The sequence below is a fragment of the Alteromonas portus genome (genome assembly GCF_005117025.1).
GTDB lineage: Bacteria > Pseudomonadota > Gammaproteobacteria > Enterobacterales > Alteromonadaceae > Alteromonas > Alteromonas portus.
In genome coordinates, this window is record NZ_SWCO01000002.1 from 391,571 (window position 1) to 415,928 (window position 24,358).

Here is a 24,358-nt window from a genome sequence, read left to right on the forward strand (position 1 = left end):
GTAAATATCAATGGATAAAGTTGCAAAACAAAATGCATTAAATGCTCATACGTGGGTTGGTGTCTTTTTAAGTGTACTGCTGTTTTTAGTATGCCTTTCAGGAACTATTGCCGTTTTTCACTTAGAATTTGAAAGATGGGAACAGCCTCATATTGAAGAGATGGAGAATGTTACGCCACAAGCCATTGAAAAGGCCATGGACACTTTTCTCGCTGAAAACACCGAAGAGTCTCACCACCTTTATGTGGTATTCCCTACATCAGATATTCCACGTTTAGTTGTAGAGAATGACCATGCAGCATATTTTTCCGATAGCGATGGAAATTTAATAGAAAAAGAAAGCGTGTCTTTTACGCAAATGCTGGTGGACCTGCATTTATATTTAAACCTGCCACATAGCTGGGGAATGATTTTAGTCAGTGCTTTGGGTGCCATTATTTGCACCTTGGTTATTACAGGCATCATCGCTCATAAACGGATCTCAAAGGATGCATTCAAATTGAGAAGGGGCGGCAATGGTCAGCAAGCTCAGATTGATTTGCACAATCGCTTTGGTTTGTGGGCTTCACCATTTCATTTGGTGATCGGTATAACGGGAACTTACTTCGGTTTAGCCGGTATCATCTTAGTATTGGTTGCGACAGCAAACTACGGCGGCGACAGGGACGCGGTAATAAACCAAATCTTTACACCAGACCCAGTAATTGCTCCCCAAGAAGGTAAGCCTGCTATAGGTAAAGCCTTCGCACAAATGGAAACCCTTGCCCCTGAAAAGTCTCCAATATTTTTAACAGTACATGAAGTCGGCGAGCCAGAGCAATTTATTGAAATTTATGCCAAAGCGCCAAATCGAATGATTTACGCGGAAGGCTACCGCTTCGACACAGCAGGAAACTACATAGGTGATGCGGGTTACGAAGATGGAGAGTGGGGTAAGCAGCTATTTTGGTCTATGTATCGGCTTCATTTTGGTGACTTCGCTGGCTTAACCAGCAAGTGGTTTTATTTTGTGCTAGGCGTAATGTTAACCATGCTTTGTGTTTCTGGCATGGAAATCTGGCTGTCTAAAAAAGCCCACCCACCTTTAGCAAGTAGGCTTTGGTATGCGGTGGTGTGGGGCAGTGTCAGCGCACTGGCTTTAACCGCAACGGTTGATATGTTTTTTGCTGGTTCACTTATCGCTGTATTTTGGTGCCTAATGTTGTTCAACACGGCTGTGACTGTGGCAGTTAAGTCGCTGACAAAGCCCGTGTGGTTGATGATATCTGGGTTAAGTGTACTTGTGCTGTTAGCCACTTATTTTGCCGTAAACCAAAGTGCTGCACTTTCTATTGCTTCACTTCAGCTAAATATTCCAATGGCAATATACGTGGCATGGAGCATATATCGTTCAGCTGTGCTAATTAGACGTTCTAAGAAGGTTGCTGTTTATAGAGACGGCGATAGCCCTGGCGACAAAAATCAAGTCGGCATAAATCAAAAAACTCTAGGTACGAATATTAACGCATAAGCCTTAAAGCATAAGCCTTTAAGTATAAGTCTTAAAGTAACTCGCAAGGGGCGCTAACTCGCCCCTTGAAGTATTCACCTTAGTTACGCTTTTTTCTCTTCCACGTTCCGCCATACATGTAGCCATCACGAGTTTTTGCAAGCGTTTGGCATGCCTTACACACTATACGCCATTCGTCTGCCTCACTCTGTCGAACACGAAATTGCGTGTCAGCTTCCAAACCGCAGCTATCGCATGATTTCGGTGGCTTCAGCCTGCTTTTCTTTCCCATGTTGTAAACGGCCAGTCCTAATTCTACCTACTAGGGTATTTTTATTGTTGCTTCAGGTCATTTCCGGAGCATTAACTATCAATCTAAATCAATTTGGCGATAGCAACGGCAAACAAAGAGCCTTTTTCTACTACACGTCCCCATAACCTCATCAGCAAAGACGGTTGCCTTGTCATCATCGCTAACGCTTCGTCTCTATGGTGTTGTTCGCCTTCCTGACAGTGTTTAAAGCGTTCTATCACGTTCGATGGCGGGATAGATAATGCCGACATGTTTTTGCATTGCTCGTCGTAATGCAAGTCAACAAATTCCTCTACACAATAAATGGTATAAAAAAACCAGTTTTTACCCAAAAGTCGTGGCAGAAAGCCGGTTATAAATCCCGCGGCTATCCATAGTGGCAATATAAAGCTACCTCTAAACAGCGGCATTTCACTTTCAAAAATAGCAAGGTGCGCGCGCTCAGTTTCAAGGTGCTCTCTTATAAAGCGTTTCGTGTCGTCTTCAGTTTTATTAATGTGCAACAAACACCAGATAAATTCCGCAACTAGCGCTCCGCGGTATATCCAAACTGCACCTGTTTCACCAGCGTGACTCGCGCGCAACTCTTTGTCTACCAGCCTGGCATAGTTGGCATCAAGCGACTTTGCGTAAAATGGCATGGGGTACTCCTACAGCGTTTTATTAAAAAACGCTCGAAATGCTTATATGGATGTCGCCTTACGTATTTGTAATGCGCTTACTCATACGCGTGCCAAAGCCCGAATTTAGCTTAGCTATTTGGAGCGCTTAAAGCTTTGGTGAATAGTGTTCTATTTGAAAATGAAAGCAGAACAGGTCAACTTTGCTTGCTAAGTTATAAGCTAGTTGCCAAAAGGAGTGCGCGAATGAAAATACTATGGGGTTTTCTTATTTTAATACTTGCCTACTTATTACTATGGCCGGTACCTATCGATCCAGTCAGTTGGCAAGCACCTAAAAACGCTGGCTTTACAAAAGCTTTTGCAACAAACTCGCGGCTGGCAGAGCTTTCTCACATCAACTTAGAAGGAGAAGAGGGGCCAGAGGATTTTGCGATAAATAAACAGGGAACCATTGCCACAGCAACGCACTCTGGCGCGGTGTTACTGATGAAACAAGGGCAAACGTCATTTATCCCATGGATTAATACCAAAGGCCGTCCACTTGGTCTTGAATACGATAACAAAGGAAATCTACTTATCGCTGATGCTCATCGAGGATTATTAATTGCAAACGCAGAAGGCGAACTAAAGACGCTGGTCGAGCAGGTAGAAGATACGGCTGTGGTATACGCCGATGATGTTGATATAGCCAAAAATGGAAAGATTTATTTTACCGACGCGACCAACAAGTTTGACGCAAAGGATCACGGCGGAACGCTTTCAGCAAGCCTGTTAGAAATTCTAGAACATAAAGGGAATGGCAGGCTAATTGAGTACGATCCATTAACTGCATCGAGTAAGGTATTGATAGACGGGTTAGTTTTCGCAAATGGTGTAACAATGAGCCATGACCAAGACTCGGTTTTAGTCAATGAGACAGGAAAATACCGCGTTTTACGCTACTGGTTAAAAGGTCCACAACAGGGAAGCGTGGAAGTGGTGATAGATAATTTACCCGGTTTTCCCGACAACATCAGCCAGGCTGCTGGTGGCGGCTATTATCTGGGCCTTGCTTCACCTCGTTCAGCGCCAGCAGACGGGCTATCAGACAAACCCTTTGTTCGTAAAATAATACAACGTTTACCACAGCTTATGCGACCACAAGGTAAAGCGTATGGGCACCTTTTAAAAATTAGCGAGAGTGGGAAGGTGCTTCAATCTCTCCAAGACCCAAGCGGCGCTTACCCTTTTGTAACTGGCGCTATAGAAACAGAGTATGGTTTGTTTATTAGTAGCTTAGTTGCTCCTACTGTAGGTGTTCTTCACAATGAAAAGGGGCGTTCGTTAATGGGCGTGACTGATATAGGAGGTGATGCTCACAGTGATAATAAATAGTGCAATAACTAGTGGCGAAATAAAGTGCTGATGATAAGACTAGAACGTACAAATAAATAAAATTTAGTTACATTTAATCAATGTTTAAACTTTTGTTACCTAGTTATTCTTACAAACCTATACCACTATAAATTATGCTAACGTAAGGCGTTATAATTTTATCGAGCGCATTAAGGCCGGTGAACATTCAGTTTCGGCACACATAAATAAAGGATATATAGTTAATCATGAAAGCGTATACGTATACTTCAGTTGCACTTGCAGTCACGATTTCATTTCTCACAGGATGTGGGGGAGGTGGCGGTTCATCCAGTAACACGTCAGTAGGAACAACACCAACCACTCCCGTAACGTCTGAACCCGAGTGGGAAGCCGGTGTCTATGAGCCACAATCTGAATTCATCGCCAAATGCGAAACGCCAAGAACTGGTGTCGATCCTTTTACGGGAAATGCTTACCCAGATACTCAAGGCACCGCAATGGATGAAAAGCTGTGGTTACGTTCGTGGACCAACGACACCTATTTATGGTACGACGAAGTAGATGATAACGACCCTGAGAATTTTTCAGTATTGGGGTACTTTGACCAGTTAAAAACGAATGAACTGACGCCAAGCGGCACACCTAAAGACAACTTTCATTTTTCACAAGACACCGCTGAATATAACGAGCTATCTCAATCTGGCATATCATCGGGGTTTGGGTTTAGTTGGGAATTCGTGGCAACTACAGTACCCCGAGAGCTTACGGTGCGTTACACAGAGCCCAATTCACCTGCGGCATTAGCAAGTGTACCCCGCGGTGCTAAGGTTGTGAGCATTAATGGCGTTGACTTTGTAAACGACAATACTCAGCAAGGCGTAGATGCTATCAACAGTGGGCTGTTTCCCGATGATGCTGGTACCACCACAAGTTTTGGTTTTGAGCTGATTGATGGAACTACTATGTCGGTAGATATTACCTCTACTGATGTGAGCGTAACGCCGGTTCAAAACGTTAAGGTACTAGATACTGAAAACGGTAAAACAGGCTACTTCCAATTCAATTCGTTTATAGTTACTGCGCAGGAAGGGCTAATTGAGGCGTTTGATACCTTTGTTGAACAGAATGTAACCGAGTTAGTTATGGATTTACGTTATAACGGAGGTGGTCGTTTGGCGTTAGCGTCGCAGCTATCTTATATGGTAGCGGGTCCAAATCAAACGAATAACGCCACATTTGAAACGTTGCAGTTTAACGATAAAAACCCAACGACAAATCCAATCACGGGCCAAACTATCAGCCCAACACCGTTTTATAGCAATGTTATCGATTACAACGCCGGGCGGCTTACCGATACTTTACTACCGAGTCTTTCGCTGACTCGTGTTTATGTAATTTCAACAGATGCAACCTGTTCAGCGAGTGAAGCGGTAATGAACGCGCTTCGCGGCATAGATGTAGAGGTGGTACAAATTGGCTCTACAACCTGTGGTAAGCCTTATGGTTTCTATCCAACAGACAACTGTGGTGAAACTTACTTCACAATTCAATTCCAAGGGGTGAACAACAAAGGCTTCGGTGATTATGCCGACGGCTTTATGCCAACTAATACACCAAACTTTGATTTTGAACTGCCAGGGTGTGAAGTTGAAGATGACTTTACTGCTAGTTTAGGCGATACGAATGAAGGCATGCTGTCTGCGGCACTAGAATTTGCAGCTACCGGCGCATGCCCTGAAGTGGTATCGGGCAATGGTGTGGCTGATGTAAACGCACTGCGCAGCAATCAAAGCGCGCTAGTGGGGGAAAAGCTTATTCCTATCGACACGCCCGAAAAGCGCAGAGAGAACTTTTTCTTACATAACAAAATCAATCAGCCCGTTATCAAGGAACAAGATTGATGGCTCTATTTGATAAAGGCAAAGATAAAAGCAAAGGGCTGCCTGCTGCAGCCCTGGCTGTAGCGCTTTCGTTGGCGGTTGGTTGTGCTGCAACTAAGGAGGTTGAGTTGCACAAAGCGATCACTAAGGGCACTAGTTCAAGCCAAAAGCAAATTATTGAAGACACCATTAGCAACTGGTTTGGCGGTATAGCTATTACTGTTGCTGAAAATGTGTTTAGTAGCGCTTCAAGCATTACAATTGAACGGAAAGCGAAGGTAGATAGCAGGGGGTTACCCCTTGATGGAAGGCATGATAACCCTGTGTACAGCTTTACGCTATTAAGTGATGGCGAGCAGTGCTTGCTGCAAAATGATCAAACTGGTGAGCTTGCTAAACTTGAAAATGTGAAGTGCTACCCAAATCACGACTGAACGTTAACATGTAGATTGGGTACATAATGACTTTGCTAAGATAGCGCAGTGTTATTGCTAAAAGCTGAAAAACGCCCGATGTTTAAAAGCATCGGGCGTTTTTGTTTTTAGCGTTTTTTATCTTAACGTTTATGCATGCTTGGTTGTTTTTGAGAGCGGCCACGATTGTTGCCGCCGCCATTATTCGCCTTTGAAGCCTTACCGGAATTTCGGTTGGCGGTGTTACCGTTGGCTTGCTCATGCCTATTAGGGCTACCTTGTTTATTAGCGTTTGTATTACGACGGTTTTTATTTACAGCACTACCGTCTCGGCTTTTTCCTTTATCGTTTTTACCCTGAAACGTAGGCGGAAGCCCAGTATGCTTAGTAAGTGCGCGTTCACCGCGACGGCCTTTTTGCGCTTTTTGGCGCTTTTCACCAGCCGTTTCTGGTGGAACAAGGTGCTGAGGACCGCGACCTATTAAGTCTTCACGCCCCATTCGCTTTAGGGCTTCGCGAATTTGCGCAAAGTTTTTCGGGTCGTGATAACGCAGCATCGCCTTGTGTAATCGACGGTGGATCTCACCTTTTGCAGAAGACACCTCTTCACTGTCTTTAGTGACTTTGCGAAGGGAATTTACCTCGGTGTGGTACATGGTGGTAGCCGTTGCCATAGGCGACGGGTAGAAGTTTTGTACCTGATCGAGCTTAAATTTGTTTTCTTTTAGCCAGATCGCAAGGCTTAGCATGTCTTCGTCGGAGGTACCCGGGTGTGAAGCAATAAAATACGGGATAAGGTACTGCTTTTTACCCGCTTCTTGTGAGTACTTATCAAATAGCTCTTTAAAGCGGTAATAGCTTCCCATGCCAGGCTTCATCATTTTTGACAGCGGGCCGTCTTCGGTGTGCTCTGGTGCTATTTTCAAATAGCCGCCCACGTGATGAAGTGCTAACTCTTTTACGTATTCTGGATCTTCTACCGCTAGGTCGTAACGTACGCCTGAAGCAATTAAAATCTTTTTAATTCCAGGCAATTCGCGAGCACGGCGGTATAAGTCGATTGTTGGCTTATGGTCGGTGTCCATATGTGCACATATGCTTGGGTAGACACAAGAAGGGCGACGACAGGTGGCTTCCGCTTTCGGACTCTTACAACGCAGGCGATACATGTTCGCTGTTGGGCCGCCTAGGTCTGAAATAACACCAGTGAAGCCCGGTACCGTATCGCGTATTTGCTCTATCTCGCGAATAATAGAGTCTTCAGAACGACTTTGAATAATACGCCCTTCGTGTTCGGTAATAGAACAGAAAGTACAGCCACCATAGCATCCGCGCATAATGTTGATACTGAAGCGGATCATATCGTATGCAGGAATTTTTGCATCGCCATACACAGGGTGAGGCACACGCTGATAGGGCAAATCAAATACCGCGTCCATTTCTTCGGTTTCAAGCGGCATGGCGGGTGGGTTAATCCAAATGTGTCTGTCGCCGTGGCGCTGCATTAGCGCGCGCGCACAACCTGGATTGGTTTCCTGGTGCAAAATACGCGAAGTATGCGCGTACAATACCTTGTTGTCTTTCACCGTTTCATACGCAGGAAGCTTAACGTACACGTTTTCCCAAGGCTTACGCTTTTCTTTCTCTTTTTGCGCAGGCTGAATAACAATGGGCGCTGCTTCTGGTGCTTCGCTGCTTTTTGTGTCTTTATCTTGCGAGTCGCACTCAGGCTCCATTTGGTAGGGGCTTGGAATGGCGTCTATCTTGCCCGGTCTGTCTAGAGACGTCGAGTCAACGCCTTGCCATTCTGGTAAGGCTTCTTTAACGATAATCGCAGTGCCGCGAATATCGCGCAAATCGGCAATATCTTCACCTGCCGCTAAGCGATGAGTGACTTCCACAAGAGGACGTTCGGCGTTACCGAAAAATAGCATATCCGCTTTAGAATCGAACAGCACAGAGCGGCGTACTTTCTCACTCCAATAGTCGTAGTGCGCAATACGACGTAAGCTAGCCTCTATGCCACCAACAATAACAGGCACACCTTTAAACGCTTCACGGCAACGCTGTGAATACACGGTAACTGCGCGGTCAGGACGCTTGCCACCTACATTGCCTGGCGTGTAAGCGTCGTCGTGACGAAGCTTTTTGTCAGACGTGTAGCGGTTGATCATAGAGTCCATATTGCCGGCTGTTACGCCGAAATACAGGTTGGGCTTACCCAACTTCATGAAATCGTCTTTGCTGGTCCAGTCTGGCTGAGAAATAATGCCCACGCGAAAACCATGAGCTTCAAGCACTCGACCAATCACCGCCATGCCAAAACTAGGATGATCTACATACGCATCGCCCGTTACCAAAATAACGTCACAGCTGTCCCAGCCAAGTGCATCCATCTCTTCCTTTGACATGGGTAAAAACGGCGCAGTACCCAGGCAGTGTGGCCAATATTTAGGGTAAGAAAACAGACCGCGATCGGCCTTAATGGTGGCTTGCATAGTAATCACATCTAGATAAATCAGGGAATTGCTGAACTCAAAATAGGGGAAAGCTCAGATTAAGTGCATAATTATAGCAGTCTTAGCCAAGCTAAGGTATAGCGCTGTCATTAAATAAAAGCGCTTTGTATACTGGAGGTAATAAAACGCGAACAGCGTGTGTTTGTTAATGTGCGCTTTAATGAGCGTGCAAAGATTAAGAGAAAGAATAAAAACATGGCGTATTGGCTATTTAAAACAGAACCTGATGCATTTTCTATCGATGACTTAGCAAACCGTCCTGAGCAAACTGAACCGTGGGATGGCGTAAGAAATTACCAGGCGCGTAACTTTCTACGAGATGGCGTTAAACTGGGCGATAAAGTCTTTATCTATCATTCAAGCTGTAAGCAGGTGGGCATTGCGGGCGTGGCCGAAGTGGTAAAAGACGGCTATCCCGACACAACCCAGTTTAACCCTGAATCAAAGTACTTCGACCCTAAATCCAGTCAAGACAACCCTCGATGGTATCGCGTTGATGTGAAATTTGTAGAAAAGTTTTCAAGCGTTCTGCCGCTTTCAGTGATTAAAGCAATGGACGGTATTACCGAACTGCCATTGGTCAAAAAAGGTGGAAGGTTGTCAATTATGCCTGTAGAAGAGGCTGAATGGCAGCAACTGTATGCTGCTGCCAAACAATAAGCCAAATGCTGATAAAGCCTAGTCGTCTTGTTAACTCGGTAAAGCGAAACATTCGAGTTTGCTGCGCGCTAATTTTGTAACAGGTCAATTAACTAGCTGTATCTAGCGGTGTTACCTAATGAACAGCCGCTACTTGCCAAAGGCAAATTTGGTATCGGCATCGCGCAATAAGAAAAGTGCAAAGCACGCGCCCCACATTGGCCATGCGGCAAAAAACAGCAGGTGATTAAACGCATCTAGGTACTGCGGGAATGAAGACAGGGTAGAACCACCGTGAAGAATAAAAATTAGGCCATAGGTGTACTTTTTCGCAAGCCCCGCTAAGAAAGCCAAAACCAGCGCGAGCTGCAGTGCGCCCATAATGTAAACTGCCATTTCAGGTACGCCGCCAATACCATAGAATTTTTCAAAAATGGCCATGCCGTGTGCGGGGTTAACAAACTTATCAAGCGTCCATACGAACATAACGATAAAGATTGTTACGCGAAGTGAAAGTAGCGACCATTGCAGTCTGTTTTGAATATCGGTGTTGTTTTGCATACATGCTCCAAAAGTATAATAGTGCAAGCATACTAGAACGACCGTTCAAAATAAAAATTTCAATTAATTTTATGTTTTTTAATATTTTTTGAAAATTAAATGTACTGAAATTTTTTGTGACGCGTATCGGTCTAGTCGAATAAGAAATAAAAATACGGATTTGTTAATGAAAAAAGTAATCGGCCTCGCCGTTAGCACACTTGCACTTGCTATCAGTCAATCGCTCTATGCCCAACAGGTAGAAGATATCGAAGTGGTTGAAGTCACAGGAAACCAGCAAAGCGTAGATACGCTAAACCCTGGCGATAATACACTTAAGGGAATTTTCGGTAGCGGTTTAAGTGCTGCAGAGACACCGAGAGCGGTCACATCTCTGTCGGCAGAAGCGATAGAGGCACTTAACATTAACGATTTACACGACATCGTAAAAGCGGCGCCTAACGCTTACGCCTCTAGCGGTTTTGGCACACCAAGCTTACCTAGTATACGCGGCCAATTAGGTGAGCTTTTTCAAGATGGTATAAGACGTCAAGCGGGCAACAATGGCTTTGGGTTGCCATTGTCGTTTAATAGCGTTGAACAGATTGACGTAGTGAAAGGGCCGTCGCCAGTGTTGTTTGGTAGTACCCAGCGCAACGGTGGCTTTGTAAATCTTCAAACAAAGGTTGCGCCTACCACACAAAGCAAGGGTAAAGTCACCCTTCGCGCTGGGCGCTGGGATCAGTATTCAGCGCAAGTCGATTACGGTACAGCAATAGAAGAAGGTAAAAGCGGTATTCGCTTTAGTGCAGAGTATTTAGACCACGGTAGTTTCTACGACTTTGCCGAGCGCGATAGTACAAACCTATTTGTTGCCTATCGTTATACACCGAGCGACGCACTCACTTGGGATATCAGCGCTGAATATTACGACACAGACTATCCAGACAACGCAGGTATAAACCGCCCAACGCAAGACCTTATCGACAACGGTATTTATATTACTGGGCAAGGCACTCAGCCAAATGGCAGCGCGGTTCCGGGGGCAGGTGCCATTATTTCTCCTACTGGTGAAGTGGTTATTCCTCGCAACCGCGTATTCACTAATCCCGACGACATTAACGGCGCAGAAACCACGGTTGTTCGAAGCAGCGTTGAATATAAGGTTGCTGACAACATTGCGCTTCGCAACATTACCTACTATCAATACCTTGAACGGGAAGAAATTGCGCAAAATAGTTTTATTGAAATCATTGACGGGGCTGACACGTTTGAAAACCGCACTGAAGTTGATTACCAGTGGAGCGATAGCCAACTAACTACTGTAGGATTAGCGCTTCGTTACAATGACGTGCTGGGCTTTAGCCAATTTACCACTGAGGCCGATAATCCGATTGATTTAACCGGGCCTATCTCAAACCGCGTTATTCCCCTTACCGATGCCCAAAAAGCGCGTTTGGTTGAGCTGCGTCCAGGCGTATATGTTTCACCAGGAGCGCAATACGACTTAGATGGTGATGGTAACGGCGATTTTAACTTGTCAGACACCACAGACTCCACATCGTGGCAAACTGGGTTGGCGCTACAGCAACGCTCTACATGGACAGACAAGTTCTCAACCATTGCTGGCGTTAGAGTAGATTATTACGATGTTGAAGCCCGCGACCCTCTAGCGCCAGAGGGAGTAACGGCAGCGTCTGATACCTATAGCGATACGTTAACTAGCTATCAGTTAAGCGCGGTTTATAAACTCACCGGTGACATCAATATATATGCTGCGTTTTCCGAAAACGATGCTACATCAAACAGTATGGCGGGGGGCACGGTGTTAGGCGCAGATAATGAAATTAACCCGCTTAACTTTGCCACCGAAAATACCCTGTACGAAGTGGGTGTAAAATATGCGCCAAACAGCAGCTGGTACGCAGAGGCCGCTTTGTTTGACCAAACCCGAAGCTTACGTAACCGTGACGGCAGTAACAGTGGTGTGAAAACACAAGGTTTCGAACTACAAATGTTCTATCAAGCGGACGATGTTTGGATTAATGCCGCGTATAGCTACTTAGACGCGCGTTTTGATGATTCAGCGGCGTTTCAAGGTACGGCGCAGGTTATTGATGCGTTTGATAATAGCCGCCCTGATATTATTGAAGGTACAGGAGTAGGATCGCCATCGTTTGCTGCGTTCCCTGCATCGAACAGTCGGGTTCAGGGTATTCCACCTCAAATCGCTTCGATTAACGCGGGCTGGCAAATTACGGATGACTTACAAGTGGGTGCAAGTGCACTATATACCAAGTCATTCCCACTAGACTTCCTACAAACTGTGCACATTCGTGACCAATATACGGTTGACGTAAATGCAGATTACCAAGTGTCAGATGATCTTCGCTTACGTTTAGATATCATTAATGTGACCGATGAAGAAAATTGGCAGCCGCTGTTTGAAGGTGGATATTTCGGCGCGACGCTTGTTATGCCAAATGTACCACGTCATGCTCAAGTAACCATGCAATACGCGTTTTAAGCGCTAAGGATATTTATGTTTAAGAAAATAGCGCTTTTGGGGGTTATCGCCGCCGCTATATTTAGCTTTTTCTATTTTGATTTGAATAGCTATCTAACCCTTCAGGGCATGAAGGACTCACTGGATACGTTTCAAGCGCAAATAGAACAAAACCCTGTATTAAGCATTGGGGTGTTCTTCGCTATTTATGTGGCGGTTACCGCACTGTCGCTCCCAGGTGCGGCTATTTTGACCCTAGCGGCAGGCGCACTGTTTGGGCTGGCGCAGGGCTTAATTATTGTTTCGTTCGCATCAAGCGTGGGCGCTACATTAGCTTTTTTAGTCGCGCGCTTCATCCTAAGAGATACCGTACGTAACAAGTTTAAAGAAAAGCTTAAAAAAATTGATGAGGGCGTGGAAAAGCAAGGTGCGTTTTACTTGTTTACTCTGCGCCTAGTGCCAGTATTTCCGTTTTTCCTAATCAACCTGTTAATGGGGCTGACATCACTTAAGACTTGGACATTTTACTGGGTAAGCCAGATAGGCATGCTTGCCGGCACTGCTGTATATGTAAATGCGGGTACGCAACTGGCGCAAATAGATAGTTTGTCTGGCATTGTCTCGCCTGGGCTTATCTTTTCATTTGTGCTTTTAGGCATATTCCCTTGGATAGCAAAAGCGATTGTGGCGATAGTCAATCGCCGCCGCGTTTACAAAGGCTACAGTAAGCCAAAGAAGTTTGATCGTAACCTGGTTGTGATTGGTGCCGGCGCGGGTGGTTTGGTTACCAGCTATATAGCGGCGACGGTGAAAGCAAAAGTCACGCTAGTAGAAGCCGGTGAAATGGGCGGGGACTGTCTTAATTACGGCTGCGTACCGAGCAAAGCTATTATAAAAACGGCTAAAGTGGCCAATCAAATGCGCCATGCTGATAACTATGGTTTGGAGCCGGTAGCTCCCGCTATGTCATTTAAAAGAGTGATGGCACGCGTACACGAGGTGATCGCGGCAATCGCGCCTAATGACAGTGTAGAGCGTTACACGAGCTTGGGCGTTGATGTTGTAAAAGGCTATGCGAAGATCCTCGACCCATGGACAGTCGAAATTAAAAAGAACGATGGTGGAACACAAACGCTAACAACAAAGAGCATTGTTGTAGCCACAGGTGCTGCGCCCTTTGTTCCGGACCTACCTGGTATTGAACAAAGCGGTTATGTCACCTCTGACACCTTGTGGTCTAAGTTTGCTGACCTTGAAGAAGCGCCAAAGCGTTTAATCGTATTGGGTGGTGGGCCTATAGGTTGCGAACTCGCTCAAGCCTTTTCACGCCTTGGTAGCGAAGTTACGCAAGTTGAACGTGCGCCACGTTTAATGGGCCGTGAAGATGCGGATGTAGCGGAATATGCTGAGTCTGTGCTAAGAGAGAACGGCGTAAACGTATTGACTTCTCATGATGCGCTTCGCTTTGAACAACAAGACGGAGAAAAAGTGCTAGTGGTGGCGAAAGAGGGTGTTGAATCTACCATTGCTTATGACGAAGTCATTGTGGCTGTGGGACGAAAAGCTCGCCTTAATGGGTTTGGCCTTGAAGATTTGGGAATTCAGTTCGATCGAACCATAGAAACTGACGAATACTTGCAAACCCTAATGCCAAATGTTTTTGCTGCTGGTGATGTAGTAGGACCGTATCAGTTTACTCACGTTGCCTCACATCAGGCGTGGTACGCTGCGGTAAATGCTCTGTTCGGTACGTTCAAGAAATTTAAAGTAGACTATCGCGTTATTCCTTGGACAACCTTTATCGACCCGGAAGTGGCGAGGGTAGGGCTGAGTGAACGAGACGCTGCCGAGCAAGACATTGACGTTGAAGTAACGCGATACGAATTTGCAGAGTTAGATCGTGCTGTTGCGGAAAGTGCCAGAAAAGGGTTTATAAAAGTACTTACGCCGCCAGGTAAAGACAAAATATTGGGCGTTACTATAGTCTCGGAGCACGCAGGAGACTTACTTGCTGAGTTTGTTATAGCTATGAAGCACGACCTAGGGTTAAACAAAATACTAGGTACTATTCACGCCTACCCAACCTGGGCTGAAGGCGCAAAGTACGCAGCAGGGAATTGGAAGCGCGCAAATGCGCCTGAGAAATTACTTAGTTATGTAGAGAAATTCCACACGTGGCGCAGAGGGTAGTTAATGTGAAAAAAGCAGTAGCGGTGACAAAAGTATTCTCGGTGAAAAACGGATTGGTGATGTCAAGCAAACTAGCAATGACAACAGTTATCGCGGTGTCAAGACGACTCACTATTAGAAAATTTGGTCGATTAGCAGTGAGCAGCGTCATGCTACTTGCTGCTAGCACGAGCTTTTATGCGCTTTCTGACGAAGCTGCGCTTAAAAAAGCCGACAGCTTACACGAGCCGTTTAGTGAGTTGCTAAGCGAGCACGTGAAAACCATCGACAATGGTGCCAGCACGCAAGTTAATTACCATGGGTTTAAACAAGACAGGGAACGTTTAACTCAGTATTTAAATAGCTTAGCTAAGGTAAAAAAAAGTACCTTTGACGGCTGGAGCAAGGCTGACCAACTGGCGTTTCTCATAAATGCTTATAATGCCTACACCGTTGACCTTATTCTTACCGAATACCCTAAAATTGAGTCTATTCGCGATTTAGGCGGTTTCTTCTCGTCGCCATGGAAAAAAGAAATTGCGCCGCTACTTGGTAAAACTCGTACGCTGGATGAAATAGAGCATGAGCTTATTCGAGGGCAAAGTCAAAATGCTAAAAGGTACAACGAGCCTAGGATTCATTTTGCCGTAAACTGTGCCAGTATCGGTTGCCCAGCGCTGCGAGAAGAAGCATATGTGGGCGCAAAGCTAGATAGTCAGCTTAACGCGCAAACTAAGCGTTTTTTAGCCGATACGTCTCGTAATAGAATGGATGGCAATACCTTAAAGCTATCTAAAATATTCGACTGGTACAGCAAAGATTTTGAAAACAATGCCAATCGAAAAAGTGAAAGTTGGCAGGGCGCTAAAAACGTAAACACTGAAAATCTCAGCCAATTCTTACTGTTATACAAAGACGCACTAAGCCTATCGAGTCAGCAGGTTTCAGTACTCGAGCAAGATACCGCAGAGCTGGAGTTCTTAAATTACGATTGGGCGCTCAATGCTACGCAATAGCGCTTTAGTTAGCACGAAAGCGGCTTGTCTTAGCCGCTTTCGCAAGTTTGGTGCTTTCGTTAAGGGGCTCGCGCTGGCTTCGGTTATTTTAGGTGCTCAGTTGATAACGGCTTCGCATTCATTTGCGGGGCTGTTTGAGATTTCTAGTACTGATGTTTCTATTGTTAATGCTCCTGCAAATGAAATACACAGCCAGACTCAATCGCCAACGTATATGTCAAAAGCGCTTAAGCAAACTTCGGGGCAATCTCCATCGGCCAAAGACAGCACACAAATTAAACCTTTGGTGCGTTTTCACGCGTGGGGGGGAAGCGCCCAAGTTAATAGTTATTTTCAATGGGTAGCTGGGCAAGTTAGCCAGCGTTTTAATATTGAACTGCAGCACGTAAAGCTTGCTGATACCAGCGACGCTGTATCGCGGGTGTTGGCAGAAAAGGCGGCCGGAAATAACGACAACGGCAGTGTAGATTTAATATGGATAAATGGCGAAAATTTTGCGGCAATGAAAAAGCACGACTTGCTTGCCAAAGGTTGGGTTGAAGAACTTGACCATTTCGCGCTAACCCGCCCCGAAAAGAACTCAGCTATGGTAACTGACTTTGGCGAACCCACTTTGGGTATGGAAGCGCCGTGGGGTAAGGCGTCAATGGTGTTTTATTATCGCAGCGCGCACATGAAAGCGTTAGACGCTATGCCTCCGCAAACCATTAATGAATTGCTCCGGTTCTCTCAAAAAGCACCAGGACGCTTCACTTATCCGGTGCCGAGCGATTATTTAGGTATTAGCTTTATAAAATATGCAGCAATTGCCCTTAATGGCGACAAACAATCTTTATTTTATCAACCCGTTACTGAGCAGTCTCTTCAGGCTGTATTGCCCGCGCTTTGGGCTTATTTGGACCAGCTGCATCCCACTATGTGGCAGCAAGGGGAGTATATGCTTCGCCAAGCCTCTCAGCTTCAACGCTTAGTTGGCACAGGTGAGTTAACGCTCGCGTTTTCATTTACCGCTGCTGAAATTCCATCAGCGGTAAATCGCTTTGATTTACCCGACGATGTACGCACCTATGCTATGCAAGACGGTAGTCTTGCTAACGTCCATTTTGTGGGTTTGACCTATAATTCAAAAAACAAAGCAGCGGCGAAGACAGTAGTTAATTTTTTGCTTTCGCCAGAAGCACAAGCCAAGAAGCAAAAGCTGGCGGTGTGGGGCGACGATACGGTCCTTGATATGGCATCGCTGACAAAAGCACAAACCATGTTGTTTGACGATGACACCGTGCACAATTCCGCCCTCGACAAATCACAGTCAACGGTGCTGTTAGCTGAACCCCACGCAAGCTGGACTGACGAATTGCGCGAAGCTTGGTATAAACGTTATGGGGCGCGCTACTAATGTTTACTCACGCTACGCTTTTTGCGCGCTGGTGCCTGCTGCTATTACTTTGTATTCCTGTATTGGCAGGGCTGGTAGGGGTAATATTTCCTGCGTTAGGTTATTTCCCAGCTATAGGCGCAAACGGCTTTTCAACACAGGTGTTCGTTACGCTATTCACCCTACCAGACGTTTGGCAAATGATGATGTTGTCACTTTTTACAGGCTTTGGTTCGACACTTTTAGCGGTAATTGCAGCGTTTTGTATTCTTGCCACGTTTTACCAGTCTTCTTTGCTTGGAAAAATTCAGGGTGTGCTTAGCCCCTTTTTGGTATTTCCCCACGCAGCGGCGGCCATCGCACTTTTATTTGTCGTTAGCCCTTCTGGTATCTTTGCGGCAATCATCACGCGCTTGAATGCGTATTTGAGCCATGTTTTCACAAGCCCTTTTACTAATGGAACGCTTCCTATCAACGAGATGGCCTCTATCAGCGAAATGGCATTGCCCGCTGCAAATGATGGAACGCTACTTTATGACGATACAGGACTGAGTATACTTATTGCGCTTAGTTTAAAAGAGCTACCGTTTATCATGTTAATGACGCTAAGCGTTATGTCTCAACCCCTAGTGAAAAAGAAACTGACGGGTTATGTACAAGTTGGAACGGCGTTAGGTTATTCGCCTACTGCTAGCTTTTTCAAACTGGTGCTGCCGACAATTTATTCTCAAATAAAGTTACCCCTACTAGCGGTGTTAGTTTTCGCCACATCAAATGTGGAAATTCCTTTAATTCTAGGGCCAAACAACCCGAGCACTTTGGCTGTCGCCATTATGCACTGGTTTAATCATATTGATTTGTCCATGCGTCTACTTGCAAGCAGTGCTGCAGTGGTTCAAGTGGCAGTATCTGCGGTGGCTGTAATGTTGTTTTTAGGGGGGGAGCAATTAGTTAAGCATGTAGGGAAGCGCAGCCTTTCAAGTGGCAATCGATATTTTGCCGATGCTGCGCTACGCGCATGTGGTTTTACCGTTATGGCAGTTTACATTATCTTGATCTGCGCGGTGGTATACACGGTTGTTACGTACTCATTTGCTAAACAATGGCACTTCCCGCTGTTATTGCCAGAGGGCTTAACATTGCTGCATTGGGATACGGCAATAAGTGCTCTGGCATCTCCACTTATCAATAGCTTACTGCTTGGCGTTATGGTGAGTACGACTTCAATAACCCTTGTTCTATTTACCCTTGAAAGCGAACAGCTAAAGCCTGCTCGTACTTTTGCTTCGAATGCATTTTCTGCCTCGCTATTTTTGCCGCTATTAGTACCTGGTGTGGCTTTCTTGTATGGTTTGGTATGGTTTCAGCAGCTTGTTTTTCAAGACGCCGTATGGTTTCACACTTATATAGCGCATATGGTTTATGTCGTGCCTTACGTGTTTTTATCAATGGCGGTGGCGTACAGAAGGCTCGACAACCGATACGCTATGGTGGCGCAGAGCTTGGGCAAAACGCCGTGGCAGGTGTTCTATCATGTTAAGCTGCCTTCGTTATTTAGCGCCATTATGGTGGCGTGGGCCCTAGGGCTAGCGATTAGTTTTAGCCAATATCTACCTACTTTACTGGCTTCAGGCGGGACAATACCCACTATTACGACCGAGGCCGTTGCCTCGGTATCTGGCAGCAGTACGCGACTTACTGCGGTATACGTCATTATTCAAGCTGTGATGCCGCTACTTGGCTTTATGATCGCGTGGTACATACCTGCATTTGCGATGAAAAAGCAACGTAGGCAAATGCACAGTGAAGGTAGTCTCGACTATGTGGATGCCAATACAGTTCACAAAGAACGCATGGCTAATATCAGAACAAAAACAACAAGGGCGTAAATCCTAGTGCTTAATTTAGAAAACGTCGTTATTTATCGCGATGACAAGCCGATGCTTCAGTTAAGTGCTGAAGTAGCAAAGGGTGAGGTGCTGACTGTTATGGGGCCAAGTGGCGCAGGCAAGTCTACCTTACTTCAAGCCATAGCTGGCCAACTTCAGGCGCCGTTTAGCGTCAGCGGACAAATTAAAATAAACCATGTGGCGATAAATGACGTCAGTGCTCACCTTCGCAAAGTGGGCATTATGTACCAAGATGCATTGCTATTTGAACACATGACTGTAGGCGAAAACATTGCATTTGCCATGCCTGACAACTCGCATAAAAACAAGCAGATGAAATACGAGGCCATTAACGAATTATTAGCAGCCGTAGAACTTGATGGCATCGCTGACCGGGCGGTAAATACACTCTCTGGAGGCCAGCAGGCTAGAGTAAGCCTGATCAGAACGTTAGCTTCTGAGCCTTTAGTGGTATTGCTTGACGAGCCTTTTAGCAAACTAGATGTAGCGCTTCGTAGTCAAATTCGCAGCTGGACGTTTTCTCAGCTAAAGGCTCGCAATATACCCACTGTACTTGTCACACACGATAATGATGATGCGCTAGCTGCGGGTGGCGACGTCATCGAGATCATATAGCGGTGTTTCAAAGGTACTTCCTAGTTAGCAAAGAGATATTTCATGTTAGATTCTAAAATTACTCCCTTTATAAAACCGCTTTTAATGCCGCTGATAAAAGCGTTAGATCGAAAGGGTGTTACCCCCAATCAGGTTACGCTTGTTGGGTTTGTCGTTGGTGTTCTCGCGCTTCCCTTTATTATTCTTAACTGGTGGAATATGGCGCTAGGCTGCATCATATTAAATCGCATATTCGACGGTATAGACGGTGAATTGGCGCGCTATCAGCAAAGTAGCAGCAGTGCTGGTGGTTTTTTGGATATTTGCTTAGATTTTCTTTTTTACGCATCTATCCCTCTAGCATTTGGTATTGCTAACCCTGAAGAGTGGGGCATACCAGCAATGGTACTGCTAGCTACCTTTATTGGCACCGGCAGCAGCTTTCTGGCGTTTGCTATTGCCGCAGAGAAGTTTCAAATAGACAGGCCCCAGTTCGCTAACAAAAGTTTTTACTATATGCAGGGGTTAACGGAAGGTACTGAAACCATTTTAGTGTTTTTGGCGTTCTGCATTTGGCCGCAGTATTTCGCAACGCTTGCGTACGTGTTTGCTGCAGCCTGTGCAGTCACCGTAGTAACTCGCATAGCTGGGGGCTTTTCTACCCTTGATAAGGTGGAGCGCGACGCTGCTTAGTTTACAGGCGTTGCGCGTGTTTCCGAGTATAATTGATAGAGAGTGCTGTCCAAGCGTTTGCAGCAATTAAACTAGTAACAGTAACAAGCGGACAAAGGTGTGATACGTGATGAAGGTTATTTGCTTTGGATAATACCTCGTTCATTCGCTTAAGTGTGTTTCTTGGCATTTTTGTGCTTATGGCCGTGCTTGAAGCACTGCTGCCAGCGCGTAAAGCCGTGCTTAATAGAAAAGCACGTTGGGTAGGCAACTTGTCTATGGTGGTGATGGGAGCGTTAGTTTCACGTATTTTGCTTCCGGCCACCCTGGTTGGCGTGTCTTTGTGGGCGCAGCAAAAAGGCATAGGTGTTTTCAACGTTTTATTGGATGCCATGCAGGCTGATGCTTCAAGCTCTAATCAACTGCTAAATAGTGGTGAGCCGCTCAATACTTCTTCAACGTATTTTGTCCATATCGCCATAGTAGCGGTAAGCGTTTTATTACTTGATATGCTTATTTATTGGCAGCACCGGCTTTTTCATACCGTGCCTATGTTGTGGCGCTTTCATAAAATGCATCACGCCGACAGTCATGTTGACACGACTACGGGTCTTCGCTTTCATCCTGTGGAAATTGCAATGAGTTTGGGTATTAAAGCCGCGGCGGTGGTGATACTTGGCGTGCCTGCTGTTGCTATAGTTATCTTTGAAGTGGCACTCAATGGCTTTGCCATTTTTAATCATGCCAATATTAGGCTGCCGCAAAAATGGGATGACAGAATTGGTCTTGTGTTAATTACCCAACGCTTACATCGCATTCACCATAGCCAGGCTAAAAGTGAATCGAATTCAAACTATGGGTTTAGCGTATCGTGGTGGGATAGGCTGTTTAATAGTTTTACGCCTCGCGCCGCGTTTAGCGATGAAACCTTACCCATCGGCCAAAAAGATGTGCCGGCCGTAAGAGAGAACGCGTCTATCAAAGCGCTATTGCTACAACCATTTAAATCAAAATAGCGCTTTAGATTTTTTTTAAGGGCTGGCAGGGAGATAGCTGCTATGCGCTAGCTACATCCAAGCTGCAATGCCAAACCACCTATCGTACTTTCCACGTGAACTTCAGTTTCGCCAGAAAGCACGGGCATGATATTAAGCCCGGTTCTTGCTTCAACTTCATCAATGGTTACTTGCGTTGTGCAATAGTTGTCACTGCGCGCTGCACTTTGCTGCATGATGAAAGCAGAGGCTTCTATTAGGCCGTTTATTTCAGTGACAATAACTTTAAAGTAGCCGCTGGGAATGTTGTGTATTTCGTCGGCATCAGGAAGAGATGCGAAGAACCATTCGTACAAAGGGCCAGATACCACATAAACATCCTGGCCGGTTCTTACAAAGCTGCGCACTGCGTTTTCCAGTTTTACCCATGGGCCTTGGTTTAAATCAGAGTCTTGCGGCGTAATGTTTGAGAGGTAATTAAGTTCTCGCCAATCGGGTGAATTGCTGAAAGAGGCAAGGGGGACTTGGTGACCTCTGTCGGTCCCTATACTTCGCCATGCGCCTTTATAGTCATTGGGCTCTAGGGTGCTTTCTTCGCTAAGTTCAGGGTCGGCTTTCCAATTACGACTTCTAGATGGGCCATCGATAGTTTCAGGCGTAACGTGATACGCCACCCAATTAGCAAATTTCGTTTGTGGGTTATTATTTAGCGTATATATAGAACGGGTAATGGTTTGACCATTTAAACCGATAGGGCAACTGAATACACAGTTTTCTGCAGCAGCACTAAAGGCAGAAAAAGCGAAGGATACAGCAAGAGAAACAGCAACAAGTCTCTTCATGAATTTTTACTCTATTCAAACAAGATTATTTTCCTGTACTTAAGTACAGTTTTATAATTTTACGAATAGTACGCAAAAACTACGATAAAACAAGTGGTTGTAGCCTAAAGTAGGGGCTCCTTACCGCGGTTGCTAGTGCTTACATCATCGCTAGCGCCTTAAATACTAAATATCCAGTGCCCAACTGAAGCACCATACCAATAATAAGAAAGACGCCGTCACGATTCGTTATACCAAGCGCGGTAATACATAACGCAAAAGCGGGTACTGCAACCGCAAAAGGCAACACTTCTAACGGGATCATACAAAGTGCAGCTATGGCACAATATGCAGCAATAAAATTTTTAGATGGGGAATGGGAAAGAAACGTTACCCTGGGCTTTAGCAGCTTTTCAGTTTTTTGTGCATAAGGTTTAGCTTTTTCAACGGCACTTTCTAGTTTCTGTGTGGACACTTCTTTATTTTTAATAAACGCGGGTAGCCACGGACTGGTTTTTCCTATTGCGACTTGTGTACATATGAAAAATAAGGTGATGCCACACAGAGTAGGCACGCCTGGGATGGCGCCAGTAGGAAGTAGTGCAATAAGGGCGGGGATCAGTAACAGCGGACCAAAGCCTCTGTCTTCGAAACGTTCAATTATCTCACCTAATGACGTGGCGTTATCTTCTTCGCTATACATGTCATCCATTAATTCAACAATAGAATTTCCCATAATCGCCTACTCATTCCTATTTAGTGATAGCTATACCTATCATTACGCTTTTACCTTAAATAAGTTTAATGAAGTGCTGGTGCGCGTCGTGGGATAAAAAGATTTTTCACTAGTTAGCAAATCAACTGCTACATTTAATGAATAGAAGTTCGCGAGAGTTAAATTGAATACGACAGACATTCTTTCAATTTTGTGTCAGATGCCGTCGAGCATTTTGTTTAAGTGCCCTGAGTCCGCCAGCATTTATGCTAGCAAAGGCTTTGAACAGGATTTTGGAATAAGTCAGTCCGATTCTGTTGGCACCCATTCTTTCGTTTTCTTTGACCCTGAAACGAAAGACGTAATCCCTCCATGTAACTCGCCATTTACCCTGGCAGAAAAAGGCGAGATAGTCGCACAGCACTTCAGACTTCAAACAGGTTTACGAACAATGAACTGTTTTGTTGAAAGTGGCGTGATCACCACGCCTGCAGGGATGTGGGTTGTGTTACAGGTGAAAACCAACGTGACAGCGCTGTTTAGTGAGAATAAAAAAAGCTCAGCGGTGAGTAAACATATTGCGTTCAATCAGCTCCTTACTAATTTTTCTTCCAAACTCATTACGGCAAGTGTTCATGAACTCGACGGCATTATAGACCAAGCGCTGGCGGCATTTGGTGTGTTCTGCGATGTCGATAGGTGCTACCTTTTTGAATTCAGTGATGATACAGAATGCATGTCTAATACCCACGAATGGGTTGCAGCAGGGGTGACACCGTTTATTGATGAACTTCAGAATATGCCAACCAGTTCGCTACCCTTTTTCATGACCCACATTACTGACGGTATGTTTAAAGTGGATGATGTGGCGACGCTGCCCGACGAAGCTGCTGCAGAAAAACACATTTTTGATGAGGAAAGAATTTTTTCTATTTTGTGTGTTCGCATTATGGTTGACGATACTATGTACGGTTTTATTGGCTGTGACATTATCGGCAGCCCATATGTGTGGAATGCATTTGATATTGAATACCTGCGGCGAATCGGTGAGATGCTAGGTAATACGCTACAAAGCCTACATAACCGAAAAGCCCTTCAAAAAGCGCAAACTGAGCTGCTTGAAGCTAATAAGCAACTAGAGCGTTTAGCGAATATAGATGGCTTGACGGGGATTGCTAACAGAAGGTTGTTTGACAGTACGCTGCTGCGTGATGTGAAGCGGTGCTTTGAGCAAGGCGAAGCACTTAGTTTATTGCTTATTGATGTGGATTTATTCAAACAGTACAACGATGCCTATGGTCACGTTGCTGGCGATGCGGCATTACAAAAAATTGCCGATACCTTAACTAACAGCTGCGCAGGGAATGTAGACCTTGTCGCTCGCTATGGCGGTGAAGAATTTGCCGTGATTTTACCCAATACTCGGCTTGATGAACTCCACGCTATTGCTGCACGAATTATTCGTAATGTGAAATTTTTAGATATTCATCACCAAGCATCAGATTATGATAATAAGCTTACGGTAAGTATTGGGATGGCGTGTTTAGAGCTGAGCTCGCCTTGCAAAGATGCTGCTTTGCAAAGTAGTGAAAGTGCTTTGTCACTGGTTCAACAGGCGGATAGAGCTCTTTATCGAGCCAAAGCGTCTGGAAGAAACTGCGCTAAACTTTAACCTGTATCAATGTCTAACTTTCACGCTTTTTATAGCACAGTCTGGTTTCGAAACACTCACTATGTAAATACTCTACCTCATGGTAGAGCATGTATTCTACTGAGATAATGGTAGTACTAACACGAGCTTTATATTTTCCTA

19 protein-coding genes are annotated in these 24,358 nt (G+C 45.2%); 14 read left to right on the forward strand and 5 right to left on the reverse strand.

Annotation, left to right across the window (positions count from 1 at the left end):
* Positions 1 to 10: 10 nt before the first annotated feature.
* On the forward strand, positions 11 to 1,510 hold the full coding sequence (locus E5672_RS05765; RefSeq protein ID WP_136781321.1) for a PepSY-associated TM helix domain-containing protein: 1,500 nt from the start codon (positions 11 to 13) through the stop codon (positions 1,508 to 1,510).
* Between the two features lie 354 nt (positions 1,511 to 1,864).
* Here the strand turns inward: E5672_RS05765 and E5672_RS05775 are convergent, their stop codons facing one another.
* Positions 1,865 to 2,443 (reverse strand): demethoxyubiquinone hydroxylase family protein, encoded by a 579-nt coding sequence (locus E5672_RS05775; protein WP_136781323.1) that lies wholly within the window; start codon positions 2,441 to 2,443, stop codon positions 1,865 to 1,867.
* 225 nt (positions 2,444 to 2,668) lie between these two features.
* Here E5672_RS05775 and E5672_RS05780 point away from each other — a divergent pair, with 225 nt between their 5' ends.
* The 3 genes from E5672_RS05780 (at position 2,669) to E5672_RS05790 (ending at position 6,095) form a co-directional block, all read left to right on the forward strand.
* Complete coding sequence (locus E5672_RS05780) at positions 2,669 to 3,799, forward strand: SMP-30/gluconolactonase/LRE family protein (RefSeq protein ID WP_136781324.1); 1,131 nt, start codon at positions 2,669 to 2,671, stop codon at positions 3,797 to 3,799.
* A 227-nt stretch (positions 3,800 to 4,026) separates the two neighbouring features.
* A complete protein-coding gene (locus tag E5672_RS05785; protein ID WP_136781325.1) occupies positions 4,027 to 5,682 on the forward strand; it encodes a S41 family peptidase in 1,656 nt (551 codons plus the stop codon).
* Positions 5,682 to 6,095, forward strand: a complete 414-nt coding sequence (locus E5672_RS05790) for a hypothetical protein (RefSeq protein WP_136781326.1) — start codon at positions 5,682 to 5,684, stop codon at positions 6,093 to 6,095. Before E5672_RS05785 ends, E5672_RS05790 begins: the two co-directional genes overlap by 1 nt.
* A gap of 122 nt (positions 6,096 to 6,217) precedes the next feature.
* On the opposite strand, the gene E5672_RS05795 is transcribed toward E5672_RS05790, so the two are convergent.
* Complete coding sequence (locus E5672_RS05795) at positions 6,218 to 8,572, reverse strand: YgiQ family radical SAM protein (RefSeq protein WP_136781327.1); 2,355 nt, start codon at positions 8,570 to 8,572, stop codon at positions 6,218 to 6,220.
* Positions 8,573 to 8,788: 216 nt separating this feature from the next.
* Here E5672_RS05795 and E5672_RS05800 point away from each other — a divergent pair, with 216 nt between their 5' ends.
* Positions 8,789 to 9,253 carry an EVE domain-containing protein gene (locus tag E5672_RS05800; protein WP_136781328.1) on the forward strand — a complete coding sequence of 155 codons (465 nt, stop codon included), beginning with the start codon at positions 8,789 to 8,791 and terminating at the stop codon, positions 9,251 to 9,253.
* 129 nt (positions 9,254 to 9,382) lie between these two features.
* On the opposite strand, the gene E5672_RS05805 is transcribed toward E5672_RS05800, so the two are convergent.
* Positions 9,383 to 9,793, reverse strand: coding sequence for a hypothetical protein (locus tag E5672_RS05805; RefSeq protein ID WP_136781329.1), 411 nt, complete (start codon positions 9,791 to 9,793; stop codon positions 9,383 to 9,385).
* A gap of 166 nt (positions 9,794 to 9,959) precedes the next feature.
* Between E5672_RS05805 and E5672_RS05810 the strand changes: the two genes are divergently transcribed.
* From E5672_RS05810 to E5672_RS05845, 8 genes are all read left to right on the forward strand, one after another.
* The gene (locus E5672_RS05810; RefSeq protein WP_136781330.1) at positions 9,960 to 12,299 is read left to right on the forward strand and encodes a TonB-dependent receptor; all 2,340 of its coding nucleotides are present in this window, start codon (positions 9,960 to 9,962) and stop codon (positions 12,297 to 12,299) included.
* Positions 12,300 to 12,314: 15 nt separating this feature from the next.
* Complete coding sequence (locus tag E5672_RS05815) at positions 12,315 to 14,468, forward strand: FAD-dependent oxidoreductase (RefSeq protein ID WP_136781331.1); 2,154 nt, start codon at positions 12,315 to 12,317, stop codon at positions 14,466 to 14,468.
* A gap of 5 nt (positions 14,469 to 14,473) precedes the next feature.
* On the forward strand, positions 14,474 to 15,463 hold the full coding sequence (locus tag E5672_RS05820; RefSeq protein ID WP_136781332.1) for a DUF547 domain-containing protein: 990 nt from the start codon (positions 14,474 to 14,476) through the stop codon (positions 15,461 to 15,463).
* Positions 15,450 to 16,859, forward strand: coding sequence for an ABC transporter substrate-binding protein (locus E5672_RS05825; RefSeq protein WP_136781333.1), 1,410 nt, complete (start codon positions 15,450 to 15,452; stop codon positions 16,857 to 16,859). Before E5672_RS05820 ends, E5672_RS05825 begins: the two co-directional genes overlap by 14 nt.
* Positions 16,859 to 18,727, forward strand: a complete 1,869-nt coding sequence (locus E5672_RS05830) for an ABC transporter permease (RefSeq protein WP_240692169.1) — start codon at positions 16,859 to 16,861, stop codon at positions 18,725 to 18,727. Before E5672_RS05825 ends, E5672_RS05830 begins: the two co-directional genes overlap by 1 nt.
* Positions 18,728 to 18,733: 6 nt before the next feature.
* Positions 18,734 to 19,363: an ATP-binding cassette domain-containing protein gene (locus tag E5672_RS05835; protein ID WP_136781334.1), complete on the forward strand. Its 630-nt coding sequence runs from the start codon at positions 18,734 to 18,736 to the stop codon at positions 19,361 to 19,363.
* A gap of 42 nt (positions 19,364 to 19,405) precedes the next feature.
* Positions 19,406 to 20,035, forward strand: a complete 630-nt coding sequence (locus E5672_RS05840) for a CDP-alcohol phosphatidyltransferase family protein (protein WP_136781335.1) — start codon at positions 19,406 to 19,408, stop codon at positions 20,033 to 20,035.
* Positions 20,036 to 20,160: 125 nt separating this feature from the next.
* The gene (locus E5672_RS05845; protein WP_136781336.1) at positions 20,161 to 21,030 is read left to right on the forward strand and encodes a sterol desaturase family protein; all 870 of its coding nucleotides are present in this window, start codon (positions 20,161 to 20,163) and stop codon (positions 21,028 to 21,030) included.
* A 47-nt stretch (positions 21,031 to 21,077) separates the two neighbouring features.
* Here E5672_RS05845 and E5672_RS05850 read toward each other — a convergent pair whose 3' ends face one another.
* Together E5672_RS05850 and E5672_RS05855 are read right to left on the reverse strand one after the other, a co-directional pair.
* Positions 21,078 to 21,851 (reverse strand): DNA/RNA non-specific endonuclease, encoded by a 774-nt coding sequence (locus E5672_RS05850; protein ID WP_136781337.1) that lies wholly within the window; start codon positions 21,849 to 21,851, stop codon positions 21,078 to 21,080.
* A 139-nt stretch (positions 21,852 to 21,990) separates the two neighbouring features.
* Positions 21,991 to 22,566: an exopolysaccharide biosynthesis protein gene (locus tag E5672_RS05855; protein WP_136781338.1), complete on the reverse strand. Its 576-nt coding sequence runs from the start codon at positions 22,564 to 22,566 to the stop codon at positions 21,991 to 21,993.
* Positions 22,567 to 22,729: 163 nt separating this feature from the next.
* On the opposite strand from E5672_RS05855, the gene E5672_RS05860 reads away from it, so the two are divergent.
* Positions 22,730 to 24,217: a sensor domain-containing diguanylate cyclase gene (locus E5672_RS05860; protein ID WP_136781339.1), complete on the forward strand. Its 1,488-nt coding sequence runs from the start codon at positions 22,730 to 22,732 to the stop codon at positions 24,215 to 24,217.
* Positions 24,218 to 24,358 lie beyond the last annotated feature (141 nt).

What these genes read in the sequence shown, in the direction of transcription:
- E5672_RS05765 (WP_136781321.1), top strand. Translation starts at nt 11, where the DNA reads ATGGATAAAGTTGCAAAACAAAATGCATTAAATGCTCATACGTGGGTT.
- E5672_RS05775 (WP_136781323.1), bottom strand. Translation starts at nt 2,443, where the DNA reads ATGCCATTTTACGCAAAGTCGCTTGATGCCAACTATGCCAGGCTGGTA.
- E5672_RS05780 (WP_136781324.1), top strand. Translation starts at nt 2,669, where the DNA reads ATGAAAATACTATGGGGTTTTCTTATTTTAATACTTGCCTACTTATTA.
- E5672_RS05785 (WP_136781325.1), top strand. Translation starts at nt 4,027, where the DNA reads ATGAAAGCGTATACGTATACTTCAGTTGCACTTGCAGTCACGATTTCA.
- E5672_RS05790 (WP_136781326.1), top strand. Translation starts at nt 5,682, where the DNA reads ATGGCTCTATTTGATAAAGGCAAAGATAAAAGCAAAGGGCTGCCTGCT.
- E5672_RS05795 (WP_136781327.1), bottom strand. Translation starts at nt 8,572, where the DNA reads ATGCAAGCCACCATTAAGGCCGATCGCGGTCTGTTTTCTTACCCTAAA.
- E5672_RS05800 (WP_136781328.1), top strand. Translation starts at nt 8,789, where the DNA reads ATGGCGTATTGGCTATTTAAAACAGAACCTGATGCATTTTCTATCGAT.
- E5672_RS05805 (WP_136781329.1), bottom strand. Translation starts at nt 9,793, where the DNA reads ATGCAAAACAACACCGATATTCAAAACAGACTGCAATGGTCGCTACTT.
- E5672_RS05810 (WP_136781330.1), top strand. Translation starts at nt 9,960, where the DNA reads ATGAAAAAAGTAATCGGCCTCGCCGTTAGCACACTTGCACTTGCTATC.
- E5672_RS05815 (WP_136781331.1), top strand. Translation starts at nt 12,315, where the DNA reads ATGTTTAAGAAAATAGCGCTTTTGGGGGTTATCGCCGCCGCTATATTT.
- E5672_RS05825 (WP_136781333.1), top strand. Translation starts at nt 15,450, where the DNA reads ATGCTACGCAATAGCGCTTTAGTTAGCACGAAAGCGGCTTGTCTTAGC.
- E5672_RS05830 (WP_240692169.1), top strand. Translation starts at nt 16,859, where the DNA reads ATGTTTACTCACGCTACGCTTTTTGCGCGCTGGTGCCTGCTGCTATTA.
- E5672_RS05840 (WP_136781335.1), top strand. Translation starts at nt 19,406, where the DNA reads ATGTTAGATTCTAAAATTACTCCCTTTATAAAACCGCTTTTAATGCCG.
- E5672_RS05850 (WP_136781337.1), bottom strand. Translation starts at nt 21,851, where the DNA reads ATGAAGAGACTTGTTGCTGTTTCTCTTGCTGTATCCTTCGCTTTTTCT.
- E5672_RS05855 (WP_136781338.1), bottom strand. Translation starts at nt 22,566, where the DNA reads ATGGGAAATTCTATTGTTGAATTAATGGATGACATGTATAGCGAAGAA.